The sequence below is a fragment of the Legionella longbeachae genome, from assembly GCF_004283175.1.
GTDB lineage: Bacteria > Pseudomonadota > Gammaproteobacteria > Legionellales > Legionellaceae > Legionella > Legionella longbeachae.
Window position 1 is genome coordinate 1 of sequence record NZ_RXNW01000010.1, and the last position, 19209, is coordinate 19209.

Sequence of the window (19209 nt, forward strand, 5' to 3'; positions counted from 1 at the left end):
AGCACTCAAAGTCTTTCAAAGTGCCCACACAGTTTGTCTTCTCTATTCTTAATGAACTTCACCCTCAAGGTGTGCTGCGTATTCTACTCATTTCAGACTCAGTGTCAAACACTTTTTTGTTTTTTTTTAAAATTGTTTTTATCAGTTACTTATTGTAATCCATATAGATTTTATCTAACCCATAATGGGTAAATTTTCATCTATATACTGCTTAACTAATTTCATTCATTAAATTAAAATAACTTTCATCATTGTTTGATTACGTGTTGTAGTACTTCCATATCTTTACTGAAATCGATTTCTAAAATCATTGTGAAAGCGAAGCTCTTTACCCTAAGAATAGTAAAATTAACATATAAGTAAGTGCTTAAGAGGAATGATGATTAGTAATTTAATAAAAGTAGGAATCTAAAATATATATTAGTGCTTTCGCTCATAAAAACAGAAGGTCATATCATGTTTATTTTTTTCATCTTGATGTCGGAATTGCTCATTTTGACAATGCCAAACTGATTTATCGATTTTTGGAAAAAAGACATCTGCTGCAAATTGATGATGTATATGTGTTATATATAAAGAACTTGCTTTATCAATCGCGTCATTAAATAATACCGCTCCTCCAATTATCATTATCTCATCATGGCCAGCAGTATATTCAATTGCTTTTTCTAACGAGTCCAAAACATGAACTCCATCAATAAAAGATAATGATCGACTTAACACAATATTTAGTCGACCTGGTAGTGGCTTCCCTATAGAATCAAATGTTTTTCTTCCCATAATAATGGGTTTTCCCATTGTTATGGATTTGAAATGTTGTAAATCAGCCGGTAAATGACAAAGTAATTGATTATTAATTCCTAATCCGCCAGATTCATCAATTGCAGCAATTAAACTAATTGTTGTCATCATCTCATCCTAGATAAAGCCATGGACTTAGCCATCTCAACCGCTGCAAACATTGAACCCGTATCAAGTATATTTTTTCCTGCTAGTTCTAAAGCGGTTCCATGATCTACAGAGGTTCGAATGATTGGCAATCCTAAAGTTACATTAACTGCCTCATGGAAATCAGCATATTTTAAAACGGGTAACCCCTGGTCATGATACATAGCAACATAGGCATCACAATCATTTAATTGGTTTTTGATGAACATAGTATCAGCAGGCACAGGCCCTTCGACTTGAATGCCCTGCTCTTGAAGAAATTTCAACGCCGGAGAGATTACTTCAATTTCTTCCCGACCTAAATAGCCTGACTCCCCAGCATGAGGATTTAATCCTGCTACCCTAATGCGTGGGATTAAAATATTAAAATCCTTAATCAATGATTGATGTAATTGGCTTACTACTTTGATAATTAAACTGGATGTAATCGAGTCTGCTACTTTTCGCAAAGGAAGATGTGTTGTGACTAAAGCCACCTTCATCTGAGAGCAAGCCAACATCATAACGACTGTTTCGACATTGTAAAATTGTGCAAAAAACTCAGTATGCCCACTAAATGTGATTCCTGCTTTATTAATGTTTGCCTTATTCACTGGTGCAGTGACTAAAGCAGAAAAATCTCCACTGCCACATAATCGTGCCGCCTGGTTTAGTAACTCCACAACATAACCAGCATTATCAGGATTAAGACAACCGCTTTGGACAGGGGCAGGACATGAAACAGGCAGTACCGATAAACATCCAGGCTTGGACTTGAGAGGCTCTCCCATGTACGAAGTAAAACTAATATCAAGTTTCAATTCTTTTGCTCGAGCTTCCAAAACATCTCGGTCTCCCAAAATGACTAATGGAAAGTCGTAATCAGCAAGGGCCAAACATAAGTCTGGACCAATACCTGCAGGCTCCCCACTACTAATAAGCAGTGGCTTCATACTAATTCCTTATCTAGAATGTTTACATATGCATCTGTTCGTATGTGTTGTTGCCAATTTTGTACGGCTTCTGCGAATTTTCTTTGCTGTAAAAATTGCCTTACTTTTTGCACTTTAAACGCTTCAGAGTCATCTTCTTGCTTACGACCAAGAACTTGAATCAAATGCCAGCCAAATTGCGATTTAACTGGAGGGCTAATTTCGTTAATAGCTAACTTATCCATCGCTTTTTCAAATTCAGGAACTAATACCCCCGGTGAAACCCAACCCAAATCGCCACCTTTCACGGCACTTGCAGAATCTAATGAATATTGCTTAGCCATCAGGGCAAAGTCCTTCCCTGCTTTTATTTGCTGATAAATATTCCGAACTTGTTTCTTTGCATCCTCAGGAAGCATGTTCGGATCAGGCTTTAGAAGAATGTGGCGTACATGGGTCTTAGTAATAATATGGTGTTGATTTTCTCCGCCAATAGAAACCAATTTTATAAGCTGAAAACCGTTTCCTGCACGCAAGGGACCAGCAACTTGGCCAACTTTCATTTTCACAACTTCTTTAGCAAATAGTTCGGGGATCTCAGCGAGATGCCGTTCACCTAAGTCCCCCCCCTCCAATGCAAACTCTCCGCTTGAGTTTTCTATAGCAAGGCGACTAAAATCATCGCCTTTCTTGATTTTCGATAACAGTAACTCTGCTTTATTTTTAGCTTTTTTTACTTGTTCTGAGGTAGGCTCTTCACCCAAGGGGATAACTATATTTTGAATACGGTAAGTTAGTGCTGAGCGATCGACAATTCCACCCTCTGTCTTTAAATATTGCTCGACTTGCTCACTTGTAACCATGGCATCTCTACCAACCGCTTTTTGCTGCAAATGGCTTAAGAGCATTTCTTTACGAATATTTTCCCTGTATTCATCCCAACTCATACCCTGCCGTACAATTTCTTCGCGTAACTGTGTTAAAGTGACATGATTCGCGGATGCAATTTTTTCAATTGCCTGATTTAACTCGGTATCATCTACAGTAAGGCCATTTTTTTTCGCCATTTGCAGTTGTAAGTCAACATCAATCAAATGCTGCAGCACCTGTTTGCGTAATACTGATTCTTCAGGTAATTGCATCTTTTGTGCAAGAATTTGTTTTTTTGATAACTCGACCTGCTTATTTAATTCGCTCTCAGTAATAACACCATCGTTGACAACGGCAACTACTTTATCCAGCATTTGTTTTGCTTGTGCAATACCCATAACCACAGAAAAGAAGATGCATATCAGTGCTATTTTCTTATACATAACTGAATCCTTATTTACTTTTTTCGAGCAATTTAGGTTATTTTTATCCAAAATTCAAGCAGATTTGTTTAATTTTCACCATTCCATGATTTAACGATGAAATGGATCACTATATCCTGGGATATAGGTATTCAATACACTGCCTGGATCACTATTGGCTACTGATCCTAAGCCTTTTAATAAAATTTGCAAATAAATATTATTATTATATCGAGGTGAATAATTTGCGTCTAAGCTTTTAAATGTTCTTCCGCCTAAAATTCGTATTGCCCAACAACAATTGTCATATTGCATTCCCAGCAACGACATCATACTATAATCTTTACTAATATTGTGGCTGTATGCCCCAATCGCACTCCATCTATCACTTAATGGCCAGGAAATGGAACCCAGAACTTGATGCAACGCATTATCAACCCCTGTATTATTTCTAACTGCTGTAACATCACCATTCACTAAGTAACTATACCCCAAATTGACAACTGCATTTGACTTAGGCTGATAATGGATATTTAAATCAGCATTGTTCGTAGCAGAGGTAGCGGGATCCCAAACATAATCTCCAAGCAACTTCCAAAATGGGCCTAAAGAATACATAGCTCTACTCGCAATAGGAGAATACCCATAAAACGGTGATAATTGCCCAATTTCTAAGGGATTTGCGAAACATACACCAGAAGGGCTACGACAAAGTTGCACTTTTCTATCCGAAAAGTACTTGATTTGTCCTACAGAGAAAGCAGCTAACTCAGAACCTGTTTCCTCTGATAACCAACGAGTAGTCAATGCATAAGTAAGTTGATTTGCATCACCAATTCTATCAAAACCTGAAAAACGGTTTGTTCTAAAAAGTTGATCAAAATTAAAAATCATATTCGCAGTATCATATATAGGTAGCTGGCTTTGGTTATAAAAAGGTACATACAAATAAAATAAACTTGGCTCTAAGGTTTGTGTATAAGAGCCACCCCTCCAATTATAATTACGCTCAAAAAACAAACCACCTTGGGTGCTAAAACGGGGAATAAAGCGATTGTAATCCGTGTGCATGTTATTCCAATTGTTTTGAACCTGGTAATAGTTTTCTACAAACTCTACGGAGGGAGTAACATATCCCCAGTTAGTTCTTTGTGGTAACGAGAGTTCTGGATTAAGATGGAATCTAGGTCCTTGAGGCATTTCTATTGGAACACCTTGGGGCATTAATATGGGAACGTCTTGCGGCATTGATGTCGGCCAAAAAAACTGGTCATATTGCCCAGTGACATTTAAATTAGCCTGCAAGGGGAGATCATAATAATAACCGCGTGCGTATAATTGTGGCAAACGCTCATATTGATCAGCTATGGGGGTTTCATTAATTGGATGTAAGGTTTGAAAACTTTGTGCCATTCCCCTAAATGTCCAATGCTCTGTAGCATAGGTTAAATCTGCTTGGCGTAATAACTGCCTTTCAGTAATAAGCGCTAAATTAGTACTAAAGTCCTGGAAATAGTAATCATCAGAAACTTGTTGAACATTCACATTTAATCGCAAATCAGGATTAAATTGTGTCGTATTACGAATTCCCCAAAACCAACGATTAGTTGATTCGTTTCTGAACCAAGGAAACTCATCCGCATGGCTGTTTAAAAAGTTACGATATGCAGCATCATTTGGTAGAAAATCACCAGTAATGATACCCATACTTTTTGATGTTAAATAACGAAACTCCCCCCCAATCATTACATTACGTTCCGTGTAAAGATGAGGTGTTATAGTTAGATCATAATTAGGGGCAATATTCCAATAATAAGGCAGCCCAAAATCAAAACCGCCTACATTAGAATATCCTCCCAAAGGCATGAGAAATCCCGATTTTCTTTCTTTTGTTGTTGGAAAGCTTAAATAGGGGACATAGAGAATCGGCCATTCACGGATCCGTACTTTAGCATTTCGGGCAACCCCTATCTTTCTATTATTATCAATAACAATGGACTTAGCTTCAACATCCCAAGCTTTATCTTGTGGGGCGCAGGTTGTATAAGTGGCCTGACGTAATAGATAATCAGAATTAGCAAAACGCTGCATTAAACTTGCTCTTCCCCATGCAGGTAACATTGTCCCACGCTTATTGGTATTAAATCGATATATTACATCCTCAATCTGGCCTGACTTATCTTGTGGGTTAATTGATGCTTTACGAGCAATCAATAATTTATCAGGCTCCAGGTAATGGACATTGCCTAAAAACTCAATTTTGGTAATTTGATTACTTTTAGGATCGCGAAATACATAAGCTGTTTGTGCATTAACTATTCTCAGATTTTGTTGCACTTCTACATGCCCGCTCAAGGTAGATGGCTTATCCTGGTAAAAAGAAACACGATCCGCCATAATGCGTATTTCGTCAGCTGTTGTAAGCGGATTAACGGTGATAGGTTGATAGGTACCATGGCAGATAGGGGCGTTTTGATCCGTTTGCCAACCAAGGCATTGAGCAAATTTGGCTCTTATTGCATTAGTCAAATCAACATCACGTGCAATGACACAGGCTTGTACTGGCTCACTAATTAATGGGGCAGAATAGGCGAAAGTATGATAAAGTACCATAAACACAATAAGCACCATAGCCAGCATGCTCATCAAGAACCATTTGAATGAAATCTTGTTCACGAGTAATAAAATGCCTTATCATGCGCCAAAAAACATGTAACTAAATTATTTTTGATCAGTCGGTGAGTTGTTTTTCTTTAAAAACCTACCCCATTCATGGAAAAAAGAGATCAAATTATAAGTTACTGCCAAAATCGAGGAAGGAAGTATACCATGCATGCACGAGAAAACGCACTGAAAGAATGGCTCATTTACACGTTAAAACATCAAGATTTTCAGTTAGTACCTTTAGCAGGAGATGCCAGTTTTAGAAGATATTTTCGTCTTCACCATGATGGGTTAACCTACGTGGTAATGGATGCCCCTCCAGACAAAGAAGATCTTGAACCTTTTATACACATTGCCCAAACCCTTAAGAAAACCGGAATCCTTACTCCCGAAATACTTGCTATTGATCTTGAGCAAGGATTCCTATTATTAAGCGACTTGGGGGATGAACTTTTATTGAATGATCTTCGGCTTGAAACTGCTAATAAATACTATCACCAAGCTATGGAAACTTTAATTAAAATTCAATCTTGCTCCATTTACGATTCGAGCTTACTCCCTTTTGATAAACCCCATATGCTTAAGGAAATGAATCTATGCATAGAATGGTTTTTTAAATCTTATCTTGCCTTAGAACTCAATCAAGAGGAATTAACTCTAATACAGAAAACAATGGATTGGATTGCCACAGAAGTAACGCAACAACCACTTACTTTCATTCATCGAGACTACCACTCACGTAATTTAATGCTCATCAAGGAGCACACTGAAATTAAATTGGGGGTTATTGATTTCCAGGATGCCATGTGCGGCCCATTAACTTATGACCTGGTTTCGTTACTCAAAGATTGTTATATTTCTTGGCCACGTAAACAAATCCTGGAATGGGTGCGTTACTTTTATACTCACCAGAGTGCGGCAGCCAATCATTACTCATTATCTGAGTTTACTCGCGCCTTTGATCTTTGCGGATTGCAAAGGCACTTGAAAGTTTTAGGAATCTTTTGTCGTTTATATTTACGTGATAATAAGCCAGGATATCTTAAGGATTTACCTTTAACATTAAAATATGTTCTTGAATGTACTGAGATTTACGAAGAATTACATCCATTTTTTCACTTTCTTCAAATGAGAGTCAATTTACCATGAAAACAGCAATGATACTCGCTGCCGGACGAGGTGAACGATTAAAACCGATCACCGATGCAATACCAAAAGCACTTTGCATCGTTAAAGGTAAACCTTTAATCGAGCATCATATAATAAATTTGGCAAAAGCTGGTTTCAAAAAAATTGTAATCAATCATGCCTACCTTGGGGGGAAAATTCGGCAATACTTAGGAACAGGGGATCAATGGGATGTTGAAATCTGTTATTCCCCAGAGCCTCCTGGCGGACTTGAAACAGGTGGCGGCATTGTAAATGCACTACCCCTGTTAGGTAATGAACCCTTCATTACTGTAAATGCAGACATCTATACTGATTTTGATTTTTCTTTATTGCAACCAGAAAATGTTGGTTGCATTCACGTTGTTTTGGTTCCTAAAAATCCAACGCTTAATCATCATGGAGATTTTGGCATCATCAATGAAAATAAATTAAGTAACACTCCCCGTGAATACACTCTTGCTGGTATTTGCTGCTATCATCCCCAGATATTCACAAATTGTAAACAAGGACGCTATTCCGTAACGCCATTAATTAGACACCACGCTGAGCAACATGGGGTCACTGCAGATGTTTATAGTGGTATATGGTTTGATATAGGCTCCCTTTCAAGGCTATACGCAGCGAATCAGAATTAACTCAATATTGTGAGTCAGGTCTTTAAGATTCAGGGCTAAGACCTAACTCAAACTGTAGATGACTCAGCATATTATGCATGCCCTGGACCTTGTGGTTCAACACCGGCTTCTGGTTCTCCTCCTTTTTGAGATGCTGCCTCTAGTTCCTCTGCTTCAATAACTTTTTCAACGGCTTTTGCAGCAGCAGCTCGTCTGCGTTGTTCCTCCAGTCGTTGCTCACCAGGATATTCACGTTGGCGCGTTATAAGTTCTGTAGATACATTGTTCTCTCGAACATATTCTCGAAAATCTTTTGCTGAATCAGCCAGTAATTGTTCCACTTCTTCCACAGGAAGTTTTCGAATATGATTGCCGTCTTTATCTACATGAAACAAATAACCATTTTCTGTAGCAATTTGATATTTCTTTGCTAACCATGCGTTAAATAATTGATCCAAGGAGTCTACTGTAGTTTCATCTAATGAGGCATCAGATCCGGGAACTGCATAACCTCGAACAAAATGCCCATCTTGGCTAATAGCAAAGTCAAATCGAATGCCCTCATAATTTTTCTCTGTTAAATTACTTACTGCTTTTTCAGCAATACCCGTCTGCATATTTTTAAAGTTTGAAGTCTCAGGAAGGTCACCAAGCCAAATATTCGCTCTTTGGGAAAATTTATATTCAACAAATTGCACAAAATCATCTACAGCTTTTCGTATTTCTTCGGCAGCTGCCTTTGCTTCGGGTGATTTATTATAGAATCTTGATTTTTCGATAATTTCATTAACCCGATCCCTTAAATAGTGTGCAAGCTCTGGTGATTTTTCCGCATTTTGCATCGCCTTTAATATCTCTGATTTTGGGGGTAATGTGAAATCTCTAGTAGTGCTGATCGGGGCGTTTGCGGACATAAATTATCTCTCTAGCGGGTTCTATTGTCATATTGACCTAATTATAGCAAAATCATTTAGCTTTCAGAATTTCTAGTTTTACTACGCTGTTAAAAATTTGTAAAAATATAACATATATTATGGGTCTTCGCTTTCAGGAAGACCCTAAAAAACTACCTCAGGAAATGGCAGTGACCCTAATCATACGTTTGTATCAGATTTAAAATCCTGCATAAACGGTGATTTTATCTCATCAATTACCGATTTAAACGAACTATTTTTCATTGAGTCAAAAGTAAATTCATCTACTAGAATTGCATCCCAACGAGCTGCCTCCACTGACAATAACACATCCATTTCTTGTTGATTGATTTCGTTCTTTTCAACTTTTTCTTGAAGCTTTGCTCTTAATTTACCAAATTTGACTCGTTTCAAATCCCCAAGTTTTTGAGCGATCTGTTCGGTCTTGATAATTAATTGCAAAGCATGTTCAACTCGATCAACAGGTTGTTTCGGATCACCACTTAAATAAATCGATTTTTTCACCCGATCCCGGTAAAGGTTATTCTGCGCTGCCAGTTTTGCTAATCTATAATCCAGTTTATCGCTCGGATAGCGCATAGTCTGTCCAAATGGAAACGCCAAGAAACGCACCACAGTACCTAGTACTCTCGATGGAAAATTATTACATAAATTAATCATTGATTTTTGTGCATGGTAAAAGCAGTAAGAGACAGCCCATTGAGCATATAACTGATCATCAGGGTGATCACCATTTAATTGCACGTTACGCAAAACACCCATTGCCATATAAAGATAAGACATTCCATCTGCAAGACGAGCGGACAAGCGTTCCTTACGCTTTAAATCACCACCTAATTTAATCAAAGACAAATCCGCAAGCCAAGCATAAGCATGGCTTAAACGTGCCAATCGTTTGTACTCGCGTTTCATTTTTTGTTTCGGTGCGCTAATAAATATACCACCTGTCCATGCAGAACATACAGTTTTAGCAAAATTTTGCAAAAAGTACTGAATATGTTTCCAAATAATCTTTCTAAATGCCTCTTTGTCCTGATTGGAAATAGCATAGAACTCATCCCGAATATAAGGGTGACATGCCATTGAACCTTGCCCAAAAATTAATAAATTCCTGGACATTATATTTGCCCCTTCCACTGTGATGGAAATGGGAACCCCATGATAGAAATTAGTTAAATAGTTGCGAGGCCCCACTACAACTCCCCGCCCTGCATGCACATCCATAGCTGAATTGACAACAATTCGTGCTAATTCAGTATTAAAGTATTTAGTGATTGCAGATGCAACCGAAGGCTTCTTATGCTCGTTTACAGCTGCTACTGTCAGTAAACGAGTTGAATTAATCAAATAATTTAACCCGGCAATTTCTGCAAGTTTCTCGACTACACCTTCAAACTGACCTATTTCTACATTAAATTGGCAACGAACTCGCGCAAAAGCACTGGTTGTCAAATAGGAAACCGAAGAGGAAGCGGCACCCAACGCTGGTAAAGAAATAGAACGGCCAATTGATAAGCACTCAACCAACATTTGCCACCCACTTCCAATTCTCTTTTGACCACCAATTACTGTAGATATAGGTACAAAAATATCTTTTCCTCGAATGGTACCATTCATAAAGGGTTGATCTGCTGGCAAATGCCTGTTTCCAATTTCCAGATTAGGGGTATCACGAGAAATGAGTAGACAAGTAATGCCTTCTACACCTTCACCTTGTAATAAACCATTGGGATCCTTGACATTAACTGCCAAACCAATCAAGGTAGCAATTGGCGCTAAAGTAATCCAGCGTTTGTCTAAAGTAATGTTTAAACCTAATACCATTTCGCCATCAACAGTCTTCTGCACAACAACAGCATCAGACTGGATTGATGTTGCATCACTCCCTGCACCTGGTTCAGTTAAAGCAAAACAAGGAATATCAATGCCTTTTGCTAAACGGGGTAAATAATATCCCTTTTGTTCCTCTGTCCCATAATAATTTATTAGCTCCCCGGGGCCTAACGAATTAGGTACCATTACAGTTACCGCCGCTACCCCTGAGCGACTGGCAATTTTCATCACAACATCAGAATGCATTCGTGCAGAAAAACCTTTGCCACCGTATTCTTTAGGAATTACCAATCCTAAAAAGCCATTCTCTTTGATATAAGTCCAAACTTTCTTGGGTAAATCATGGGCTTGACTTATTTCCCATTCATCTAACATACCACATAGTGTTTGAGTTTCATTATCGAGAAATGCTTGCTCCTCTGTTGAAAGAGCAGTGCTTACATTAGATAATCTATCCCAATCTGGCTTTCCTGTAAAAATATCTTGTTCCAACCAGGTATCACCAGCATTAAGCGCTTCCTCTTCCGTTTTTGACAATTTAGGAATCGATTTTCCAGCTGTTTTGTAAAGATAATCCGCAATACCTGCACGCAAAGGTTCTAGATAGACTACAAGCAATGCCGTGATAATGATTAACCAAAGCAGAAAACCAATTATCCAGGGCAAACCAATAGCAAATGTTGCTATGATTAAATAAAAAACGCTGCCTAATTCCCAAACTAATGGATTCATTGCTCTATAGAGCACCACTAGCGTAAATATCAGGTAGAGCACAAAAAACAAAATAGCCATAATATCAATACCTTCCCTTGCTTTGGACGATAAAAGTGTAGTATATACTCTTTACTTTACAAGTAGCAATCGCGCATGAAACAACGTCTAATTTGGAATTTCGAATTTGCTCCTGAAAAAAGCCTACCCTTAGCAACCTTTATGGATATAAAAGATGAGCATCTAAAATGGGAAATTCGTTATTTTTGGCCAGAGAATAAATCAATTACTCTTAACATGATCGATCCGTCATTAGTTAACATTACGCATTACCAACAAAAACATAAAGAAGACGAATATTATTTACTACAAAGCCAAAACTATAATATTAAAAAGAGGCGTAACCAATTACTTTATAAACCGCTACTCCAAAAAAAAGGTTCTGCTTTTGGTTTTGGCAGCAAAATCCTTTTAAGTGCGCCTCAACACCTGTCACATCCAACTGAATTAACCGACCCTGAGTTGCTGGAAATAACACAACTAATTGCAAAAGAAAGCATAGAAGTTTCTGTTAAAAAAGAAGCCTTGATTTACACCTTTCCAACCAAACCTAAAATAAAAATGGAGCTTGCGCGTCTCGAGGTCCTTAACAAAATTTATTTTAGCGTATGTATTGAAGGGAGATCGCTTCATTTGGTAGAAACTATTTCCAAACACTTGCTAGGAGAACAAGTTTCCTGCGAATATGTAACTTTCCTAAAAAGTCTATTGAAATTATGCTAAGGACTCTATTTGATATCCTCCTAAGTTTTGGAAAAATCGGGCTCATATCCTTAGGTGGTGGTAACTCTATGTTAAAACTCATGGAGTATGAAGCTGTTGAGTACCGGCATTGGATAGGCCAAGAAGAGTTTGTTGCGATGGTTGGCTCAACCTTTATTTTCCCTGGGCTAACGGGGGTTAAATTATCTGCGCTTATAGGATATAAAGCAGCTGGAATCACTGGATTAATTATTGCCATCCTTAGTCTGAATTTACCAGGATTACTTATGGCTGTGGCCGGATACCATTGGTTGACCAGCCATAATGGTCCTGGGATGCGTAAAATCATGATTGGAGTACAATACGGTGCGCTGGCTTTACTCGCAGCAGCAAGCTACTCCGTTGCCCAAGGGGTTGTGGGTATGTATTTTTCCATTCCCATTGCTTTGTGCTGCATCCTATTTTTTCTTGCTTTAACCTTTTGGAATTTGTCACCTTTTTATGGTTTCATATTATTTATTGGAGTTTGTTTTTTTCTAGTGCGCTGAATAGGATCTGTCAACGGGGCTAGGATTTTTAAAAATCAATGGAGTTACTTTTGGAAACGAAACTGGATAATCCGGAGTACTATATTAATAGAGAGTTTTCTATTATTGCTTTTAATCAGAGAGTCCTTATGTTGGCTAATGATGAGCGCGTTCCTTTGTTGGAAAGAATGCGCTTTCTCAGTATCTGCAGCAGTAATCTCGATGAGTTTTTTGAAATTCGTGTTGCGGGCCTTAAAGAAAAAATTGCCATGTCTTCAGGAAAATTAACAATTGATGGTTTGCGTCCTGATGAAGCATTCAGTCAGATTAGTCAAAAAACTCATAAACTCATTGAACAACTTTACTCAATATTTAACAAGCAACTTCTTCCAGCGTTGAACAAAGAAAAGATTCACTTTCTTGAAACAGAGCAATGGACTGATGACATTCACTTGTGGGCAAAACATTATTTTAAACATGAAATTCAACCTATAATTAGCCCAATAGCGTTGGACTTAGCTCACCCCCTACCACAATTGATTAATAAAAGTTTAAACTTTATTATTTCTCTAAGTGGAAAAGACGCCTTTAATCGTAAAATTAACTATGCAGTAGTGCATGCACCTCGCTCAATTCCAAGAGTTATTCATTTACCTTCTGAATTATGCGGTGACGCCCATTATTTTGTATACCTCTCTTCTATTATTACAACACATGTGGATAGTTTATTCCCAGGAATGGAAATTAGTGGTTGTTATTCTTTTCGTCTTACGCGCAATAGTGACTTATTTTTGCGTGAAGAAGAAATTGATGATTTAGCCAAAGCAGTACAACGTGAGATTTTTTCACGCCACTATGGTCATGTAGTTCGACTTGAAATTGAAAAAAATTGCCCTGAAAAAATTGTTGATTTTTTACTGCAAAAATATCACCTTCGCCATGAGGACACTTATTATTGTGATGGTCCAGTGAATATTCAACGTCAATTAACAGCCATTAATAGTATTAATAGGCCTGAACTGAATTATCCAATTTTTACGGCCCAATACCCCCACTTCCCTAAATCAGAACGGAATTTATTTAACGTGCTCGACGAACAAGACATTTTGTTACATCACCCCTATCAAAGCTTTGATGTAGTGATTGATTTTGTGAGACAAGCAGCAAATGACCCTAATGTTTTAGCAATTAGCCAAACTTTATACCGAACTCGATCGGAATCAGTTATGGTTGATGCTTTAGTTGATGCGGCCCATTCTGGAAAAGAAGTTACCGCTGTCATCGAATTGCGTGCTCGTTTTGATGAAGAGTCCAATCTGAAATTAGCAAACCGATTGCATGCCGCAGGAATTCTTGTGCTTTATGGCGTTGTTGGATTTAAAACTCATGCCAAAATGACCTTAGTTGTTCGTAGAGCCCATGGAAAATTGAAGCGTTACGTTCATTTAAGTACAGGCAACTATCATGAATATACTGCAAAACGTTATACTGATTTTGGATTATTAACCTGCGAACCAACGATTGCTTCAGATACCCAAATTATTTTTCAACAATTAACTGGTTTAGGCAAAGTAGTTAAACTCAAGTCATTAAGTCATTCCCCATTTACACTACAAAAAACTTTATTGCAATATATAGAGCAATGTACCGCTACTGCCTTAAAAAAAGGAGATAGCGAAATTCTTCTAAAAGTAAATGGATTGGCGGATAAAACTATTATTCAAGCTTTATATAGAGCATCACAGGCCGGGGTTAAAATAAATTTGCTTGTACGCGGAGTTTGCTGTTTAAAACCAGGATTGCCTGGCGTTTCAGAAAATATAAGAGTGCTTTCCTATATAGGACGATTTTTAGAACATCATCGTATATTTTATTTTAGGGTCAATGAAGAGGAGTTTTATTTTTGTTCGAGTGCGGATCTCATGGAAAGAAATTTATATCATCGAATTGAAATTATGTTTCCCATTCTTGACGAAAATTGCAAAAAACGCATCAAGCAGGAGATTATTAAAAACTACCTTAAAGATAATAGTAATACCTGGGAGATGCAAAGCGATGGTAGTTATAAATCAATCACTCAAGGAAATAACTGCGCACAAGAAAAACTCATTCGGTTATTTCAAGATGAAGAAACTTCAATTTGATCCTATGGCGCGTGTCTAGGACTTAGTGGATGACTATAGACATCAGGTTTTCTATCGAAAACAAGTTAACTGTGCATTTTCGCCTAATTGCAAAGACACTTTTGTTCCTAAAGGAATAGGAAAATTGATAGGACCATGCCCTATACCCCTGATTCTTAATACCGGAATATCGCTACTTTCTGCAAAACGTCGTAAAACAGGTTCAATGAGAGAGGTACCATTAGGTTCATAGCCTTCAAGAAAATCACCCAATAAGATTGCAGCAGCATTTGTAAAAATACCTGCTTGATTTAAATGTTCTAACATGCGATCAACGCGGTATCCTCGCTCTCCAATCTCTTCAAGTAAAACAATCTTATTTTGGGTATCAATCTGCCAACACGTTCCAATACCTGACTGAATGATTGCCAAATTACCGCCAGTGATAAACGATTGAATAAACTCATCTTTTTGTGCATGCGTGTTAAGTGGGGTCAATCCATTAAAACGTACGGGTGCATCATCAAACAAAATTGACTGTACAGAAACAATCGATTCCTGGGAAAACTTATCAGGAGCAGCGGCTCCATGGATTGTAGGCCATCCCCAATGCTGCTGTAAATAAAGATGAAGACAAGTCACATCACTCATACCAACAAATATTTTGTTATGCTCAGGGGGAGGTGTATCTGCTAATTTCGAAATCAAGCGCGCTGAGCCATAGCCACCTCGGACACAAATCACTGCCTTGGTCTGAGGGTTGTGCAGGGCGTTTTTAAGATGCTGCAAACGCATTTCATCCGTATTAGCGCATAATAGATCCTTCGCAAAAATATCTTTCTGCACAATACAGTTTAATTTCCAGGACTCCAGTAATTCTTTTAATTCAGAGAGCTGATTGTCAGTACTTCGAGAAGACGGTGCAATAATTTCAATGCAATCGCCAACATTTAAAACAGGTAGTTTTTTCATTTGGGCTCTTCTTTAAATAAATGTTACTCTGCTTTATTTCATATCTTTAAATTAACTTAAGCCATGAATAAGTAAAACGAATCACTCCCTGGACATGTTCAGCGCAAAGTACAGTTCTTGGAGACTTGCCATACTTTTGTGAAGCCGTTGCGACGATGCTCAGGCATCCACAGCCCTAGCGGTGTCAGGTAGACTCTGGTTCTAATAAAATTCTTATCCGTAACTCACGTTAAATTAATAAAGTCTTACTTGATTTTCCAGGTTCTTCACGCACTAAACGAGGCAGCATATACCCAGGCAATAAATTTTGTAATTGTTGATAAATACCTTTTACCGTATTAAAAGGCAAATCAAAATGCGCTGCTCCTTTGACTTTATCCAGTACATGTAAATAATAGGGCAAGACACCAAATGAAAATAAGGTTTGACTCAAATCAGCTAAAACATGAGCATTGTCATTAATACCCGCCAATAAAACTGTTTGATTTAACAAATGGCAATCTATACGCCGTAGCTCATGAAGTACTGGTCGCACGGAATCATCAAGTTCTTGCGCATGATTACAATGTAATACAATAACCTTATTTAATTTAACCTTTTTTAATAATGAGAGTAAGTTCAAATCGATCCGTTCTGGAAAAACCACGGGAATACGTGTATGGATACGTAATGTATGCAAATGAGGAATCTGCTCTAACTGCTCTATCAGCTCTCCAAGAACAACATCAGATGCTAATAAGGGATCGCCCCCACTTAAAATCACCTCGGTAATACTCGTATCTTGGGCAATATAGTCACAAATATGTTTCAATCCTGCTCGCCCAGGGTTATTAGCCTGATACGGAAAATGTCTGCGAAAACAATAACGACAATTCACTGCACATACACCAGTCATTGTTAATAAAACACGACCATGATATTTGTGCAAAAGCCCCCGAACTGAGTTATTACTATGCTCATCCAAAGGATCACTGCTGTATTCTTCACTTCCTTGTAGCTCATATCCGGAAGCCAAGACCTGAAGTAACAAGGGATCATGAGGATTTCCTTTTTGCATGCGCTTTGCAAATCCCAAAGGTATACGGCTGGGAAATTGCTTTTCAGCATCTAAATTCCCAGTTGATAAGGGTAACTCCAGATAGGTTAATAATTCAGTGACTGAAGTAAATCCCTGGGCTAATTTTTTTTGCCAACTTAAAGAGGTATCTCGCATTAATAACACAGACTTGATAAACTGTGCGAACTTTAACTAAAACCAAACAAAATCTCAACTGTGGAGCACTAATGGCAATCTATAGCACCAATGAATTTAAAAACGGTTTAAAGGTAATGGTTGATGACGCACCTTGCACCATTCTTGATTGTGAATTCGTTAAGCCAGGAAAAGGTCAGGCATTTACTCGTATTAAAATTCGAAACTTAAAAACAGGCCGAGTTGTAGAACGTACTTTTAAATCGGGAGAATCCTTACCTTCTGCCGATGTTGCTGATGTAGAAATGCAATATCTCTATAACGATGGCGAACAATGGCATTTTATGGTTCCGGATAGTTTTGAACAATATGCGTTGAGCAAAGAAGTACTTGCTGATGCCGAACAATGGTTGAAAGAGCAAGATATTTGCATTGTTACTCTATGGAATAATGATCCCATACAGGTAACCCCACCTAACTTTGTTATTTTGGAAATCGTAGAAACAGATCCTGGTGTACGCGGAGATACTTCTGGAGGTGGTGGAAAACCCGCAAAACTAGAAACAGGGGCTGTAGTACGAGTACCTTTATTTGTACAAACAGGCGAGTTAATCAAAGTCGATACACGCAAAGGGGAATATGTATCTCGAGCTAAGGAATAATGATAGTTATTTTAGAATCAACTTCAAGGTTAAAACATTGCCTAAACTGAACCCAAAGTGTGATTTTAAAACGTCAAAACTCTTTTGGCCAATATTTTAAAATCTAATAGCCCGCAAGCCTTATCAAATGTTGAATCTTCATAGTCCAACTATGAAGATCCAGCGCCCTGTTTCTAATTCGCAGGCTACTTAATATTCGAGCAACAAACAGGTGTGCACGCATCTTATTGAATAATATTAAGCCATTTTAGCCAATATAATAACACTGTAAACAGATCCTAATAAACTTGATAGGAATTATACATACCCCAATATCCTTCATCCCCTAGATCATCATAGCCATAGTAATAGGCATCATTATCATTACTAAAATAATCAATATCCCAATAAGGGCTAGTATGATAATAACCAACAGAATAAGCATATTGCGGAGTATAAGTTGGGGTATAATATACTCTTTCAGTAGCACAACCTGCTACTAACAGTAGGGACCCAACCATCATTAAAGCAAGAATCAATCTGTTCATAATCCATCCTAATTGTTGAAAAGATCCTGCTGATAATTACCAAAGATGCTCATGGTTCGATTTGTACCAAATAAGCATAATTAGTTCCTGCTTTAAGCACATGAAATACTGTGATAACATTTAATCTCTACACTGGCTTATCAAAGGTTGAAGTCGGTGCAGAAAACCATGCATCACGGTTAAGAAAATTGGTGTGCTTAAAACTAAAAAAATAATTAGTGTTTCCATCCTACCTCCTATAAAATTTAATCCAATGTCGTATGTTAATTATACATTATGATTAATTTTTATACAAAATATGCGCTTGATTTTTTTGAAGGATTGGGGAAATACAGGCAATGACTTCCTGTCTTCTGAGCCCGTAACTGAATTTACTATGGAGGTCTATGTAGAGTTTCAGGCTTCCTACCATTTACATAGGCTTGCACATTACTCTCCAAAACAACCCCCCTATCTGACACTATTAAATGGTTCAGGCAGGATAAGTCATTCCCTATATGTATAAATAATAGACCAAAAGGCCTGCTTGTGTTAATTTTTTGAACAAACTTTATCTATTCTTCATTTTCGATAAATGATTAGCAGAAGCCTGTACTGTAGGCATTATAATCATTTCTTCAATATCTACGTGCAGAGGACGAGTAATACAATATACTATTGCATCAGCTATATCTTCTGCTAACAGGGGTTGAAAATCACTGTAGAATTCCTTTGCCTTTTCCTTGTCCTTCCACCGCACTTCGCTAAACTCGGTTTCTACTGCGCCTGGAGCAATTTCAGTAACGCGAACAGGACTACCAAGCATATCTAACCTCATTGTCTTTGAAAGCGCATGAACTGCGTGTTTTGTTGCACAATAAACATTTCCATTTGGATAACATTCATGGCCTGCAATTGATCCAATATTAACTACATGACCATAGCCTCGTTCAAGCATACCTGGAATCAACGCTCGACTCACATAAAGCAATCCTTTAATATTAGTATCAATCATAATATCCCAATGCTCTTCAATACCCTGTTGCACAGGAAGAGTATCTAAAGCCAATCCAGCATTATTGATTAAAATCTCAATCGACTGCCATTGGCTGGGCAAGGCAGCAAGTTGCTTCTTGACTTGCTCATGCTCACGTACATCTAAAGGTAAAATGTAATGTTCCTTGCCATACAGCTGTTTCAATTCCTTCGCTAATTGTTCAAGACGCTCTACGCGTCGAGCACAGAGAATGAGTCGCGCACCATATTTTGCACATAACTGCGCACAAGCCTGACCAATGCCGCTTGAAGCACCAGTGATTAAAATAATTTTATCCATTAAATCATTCATCTTTTTACACCTTTACTTTCAACAAGAAAATTAATTAAA

Annotated in this window: 16 protein-coding genes; 6 read left to right on the top strand and 10 right to left on the bottom strand. The window is 37.8% G+C overall.

Annotated elements, in window-relative coordinates:
* Positions 1-420: 420 nt before the first annotated feature.
* From EKG34_RS10975 to EKG34_RS10990, 4 genes are all read right to left on the bottom strand, one after another.
* Positions 421-909 carry a dihydrofolate reductase gene (locus EKG34_RS10975; protein WP_003633095.1) on the bottom strand — a complete coding sequence of 163 codons (489 nt, stop codon included), beginning with the start codon at positions 907-909 and terminating at the stop codon, positions 421-423.
* Positions 909-1880, bottom strand: a complete 972-nt coding sequence (pdxA, locus tag EKG34_RS10980) for a 4-hydroxythreonine-4-phosphate dehydrogenase PdxA (protein WP_003633096.1) — start codon at positions 1878-1880, stop codon at positions 909-911. Before pdxA ends, EKG34_RS10975 begins: the two co-directional genes overlap by 1 nt.
* The gene (locus EKG34_RS10985; protein ID WP_003633098.1) at positions 1877-3172 is read right to left on the bottom strand and encodes a peptidylprolyl isomerase; all 1296 of its coding nucleotides are present in this window, start codon (positions 3170-3172) and stop codon (positions 1877-1879) included. The genes pdxA and EKG34_RS10985 overlap by 4 nt, the downstream gene beginning before the upstream one ends.
* A gap of 90 nt (positions 3173-3262) precedes the next feature.
* A complete protein-coding gene (locus tag EKG34_RS10990; protein ID WP_012978802.1) occupies positions 3263-5797 on the bottom strand; it encodes an LPS-assembly protein LptD in 2535 nt (844 codons plus the stop codon).
* 183 nt (positions 5798-5980) lie between these two features.
* Between EKG34_RS10990 and EKG34_RS10995 the strand changes: the two genes are divergently transcribed.
* Positions 5981-6964, top strand: coding sequence for an aminoglycoside phosphotransferase family protein (locus EKG34_RS10995; RefSeq protein ID WP_003633103.1), 984 nt, complete (start codon positions 5981-5983; stop codon positions 6962-6964).
* The gene (locus tag EKG34_RS11000; protein ID WP_003633104.1) at positions 6961-7620 is read left to right on the top strand and encodes a nucleotidyltransferase family protein; all 660 of its coding nucleotides are present in this window, start codon (positions 6961-6963) and stop codon (positions 7618-7620) included. The genes EKG34_RS10995 and EKG34_RS11000 overlap by 4 nt, the downstream gene beginning before the upstream one ends.
* 71 nt (positions 7621-7691) lie before the next feature.
* Here the strand turns inward: EKG34_RS11000 and EKG34_RS11005 are convergent, their stop codons facing one another.
* Complete coding sequence (locus EKG34_RS11005) at positions 7692-8513, bottom strand: hypothetical protein (RefSeq protein ID WP_003633107.1); 822 nt, start codon at positions 8511-8513, stop codon at positions 7692-7694.
* Between the two features lie 180 nt (positions 8514-8693).
* The gene (locus EKG34_RS11010; protein ID WP_012978801.1) at positions 8694-11159 is read right to left on the bottom strand and encodes an acyl-CoA dehydrogenase; all 2466 of its coding nucleotides are present in this window, start codon (positions 11157-11159) and stop codon (positions 8694-8696) included.
* Positions 11160-11234: 75 nt separating this feature from the next.
* On the opposite strand from EKG34_RS11010, the gene EKG34_RS11015 reads away from it, so the two are divergent.
* The 3 genes from EKG34_RS11015 to ppk1 are packed head-to-tail and all read left to right on the top strand — an operon-like array spanning position 11235 to position 14511.
* Complete coding sequence (locus EKG34_RS11015) at positions 11235-11861, top strand: hypothetical protein (protein ID WP_003633111.1); 627 nt, start codon at positions 11235-11237, stop codon at positions 11859-11861.
* Complete coding sequence (locus EKG34_RS11020; RefSeq protein ID WP_003633112.1) at positions 11855-12388, top strand: chromate transporter; 534 nt, start codon at positions 11855-11857, stop codon at positions 12386-12388. The genes EKG34_RS11015 and EKG34_RS11020 overlap by 7 nt, the downstream gene beginning before the upstream one ends.
* 50 nt (positions 12389-12438) lie before the next feature.
* The gene (gene ppk1 / locus EKG34_RS11025; RefSeq protein ID WP_172622896.1) at positions 12439-14511 is read left to right on the top strand and encodes a polyphosphate kinase 1; all 2073 of its coding nucleotides are present in this window, start codon (positions 12439-12441) and stop codon (positions 14509-14511) included.
* Positions 14512-14562: 51 nt separating this feature from the next.
* Here ppk1 and EKG34_RS11030 read toward each other — a convergent pair whose 3' ends face one another.
* Positions 14563-15462, bottom strand: a complete 900-nt coding sequence (locus EKG34_RS11030; protein ID WP_003633116.1) for a S66 peptidase family protein — start codon at positions 15460-15462, stop codon at positions 14563-14565.
* A gap of 229 nt (positions 15463-15691) precedes the next feature.
* Positions 15692-16675 carry an EF-P beta-lysylation protein EpmB gene (gene epmB / locus EKG34_RS11035; protein WP_003633118.1) on the bottom strand — a complete coding sequence of 328 codons (984 nt, stop codon included), beginning with the start codon at positions 16673-16675 and terminating at the stop codon, positions 15692-15694.
* Positions 16676-16746: 71 nt separating this feature from the next.
* On the opposite strand from epmB, the gene efp reads away from it, so the two are divergent.
* Entirely contained in the window at positions 16747-17316 is a 570-nt protein-coding gene (gene efp, locus EKG34_RS11040) for an elongation factor P (RefSeq protein WP_003633119.1), read from the top strand.
* A gap of 278 nt (positions 17317-17594) precedes the next feature.
* Here the strand turns inward: efp and EKG34_RS11045 are convergent, their stop codons facing one another.
* The gene (locus tag EKG34_RS11045) at positions 17595-17843 is read right to left on the bottom strand and encodes a hypothetical protein (protein WP_003633121.1); all 249 of its coding nucleotides are present in this window, start codon (positions 17841-17843) and stop codon (positions 17595-17597) included.
* A 550-nt stretch (positions 17844-18393) separates the two neighbouring features.
* Entirely contained in the window at positions 18394-19170 is a 777-nt protein-coding gene (locus EKG34_RS11050; protein ID WP_003633123.1) for an SDR family NAD(P)-dependent oxidoreductase, read from the bottom strand.
* Between the last annotated feature and the right edge of the window lie 39 nt (positions 19171-19209).

Excerpts from the sequence above, each read along its gene's own strand:
- EKG34_RS10985 (WP_003633098.1), bottom strand. The coding sequence starts at position 3,172 with ATGTATAAGAAAATAGCACTGATATGCATCTTCTTTTCTGTGGTTATG.
- efp (WP_003633119.1), top strand. The coding sequence starts at position 16,747 with ATGGCAATCTATAGCACCAATGAATTTAAAAACGGTTTAAAGGTAATG.
- EKG34_RS11030 (WP_003633116.1), bottom strand. The coding sequence starts at position 15,462 with ATGAAAAAACTACCTGTTTTAAATGTTGGCGATTGCATTGAAATTATT.
- epmB (WP_003633118.1), bottom strand. The coding sequence starts at position 16,675 with ATGCGAGATACCTCTTTAAGTTGGCAAAAAAAATTAGCCCAGGGATTT.
- EKG34_RS11050 (WP_003633123.1), bottom strand. The coding sequence starts at position 19,170 with ATGAATGATTTAATGGATAAAATTATTTTAATCACTGGTGCTTCAAGC.
- EKG34_RS10975 (WP_003633095.1), bottom strand. The coding sequence starts at position 909 with ATGACAACAATTAGTTTAATTGCTGCAATTGATGAATCTGGCGGATTA.
- EKG34_RS11005 (WP_003633107.1), bottom strand. The coding sequence starts at position 8,513 with ATGTCCGCAAACGCCCCGATCAGCACTACTAGAGATTTCACATTACCC.
- EKG34_RS11010 (WP_012978801.1), bottom strand. The coding sequence starts at position 11,159 with ATGGCTATTTTGTTTTTTGTGCTCTACCTGATATTTACGCTAGTGGTG.
- EKG34_RS11000 (WP_003633104.1), top strand. The coding sequence starts at position 6,961 with ATGAAAACAGCAATGATACTCGCTGCCGGACGAGGTGAACGATTAAAA.
- EKG34_RS10990 (WP_012978802.1), bottom strand. The coding sequence starts at position 5,797 with ATGAGCATGCTGGCTATGGTGCTTATTGTGTTTATGGTACTTTATCAT.
- EKG34_RS11020 (WP_003633112.1), top strand. The coding sequence starts at position 11,855 with ATGCTAAGGACTCTATTTGATATCCTCCTAAGTTTTGGAAAAATCGGG.
- EKG34_RS11015 (WP_003633111.1), top strand. The coding sequence starts at position 11,235 with ATGAAACAACGTCTAATTTGGAATTTCGAATTTGCTCCTGAAAAAAGC.
- EKG34_RS10995 (WP_003633103.1), top strand. The coding sequence starts at position 5,981 with ATGCATGCACGAGAAAACGCACTGAAAGAATGGCTCATTTACACGTTA.
- pdxA (WP_003633096.1), bottom strand. The coding sequence starts at position 1,880 with ATGAAGCCACTGCTTATTAGTAGTGGGGAGCCTGCAGGTATTGGTCCA.
- EKG34_RS11045 (WP_003633121.1), bottom strand. The coding sequence starts at position 17,843 with ATGAACAGATTGATTCTTGCTTTAATGATGGTTGGGTCCCTACTGTTA.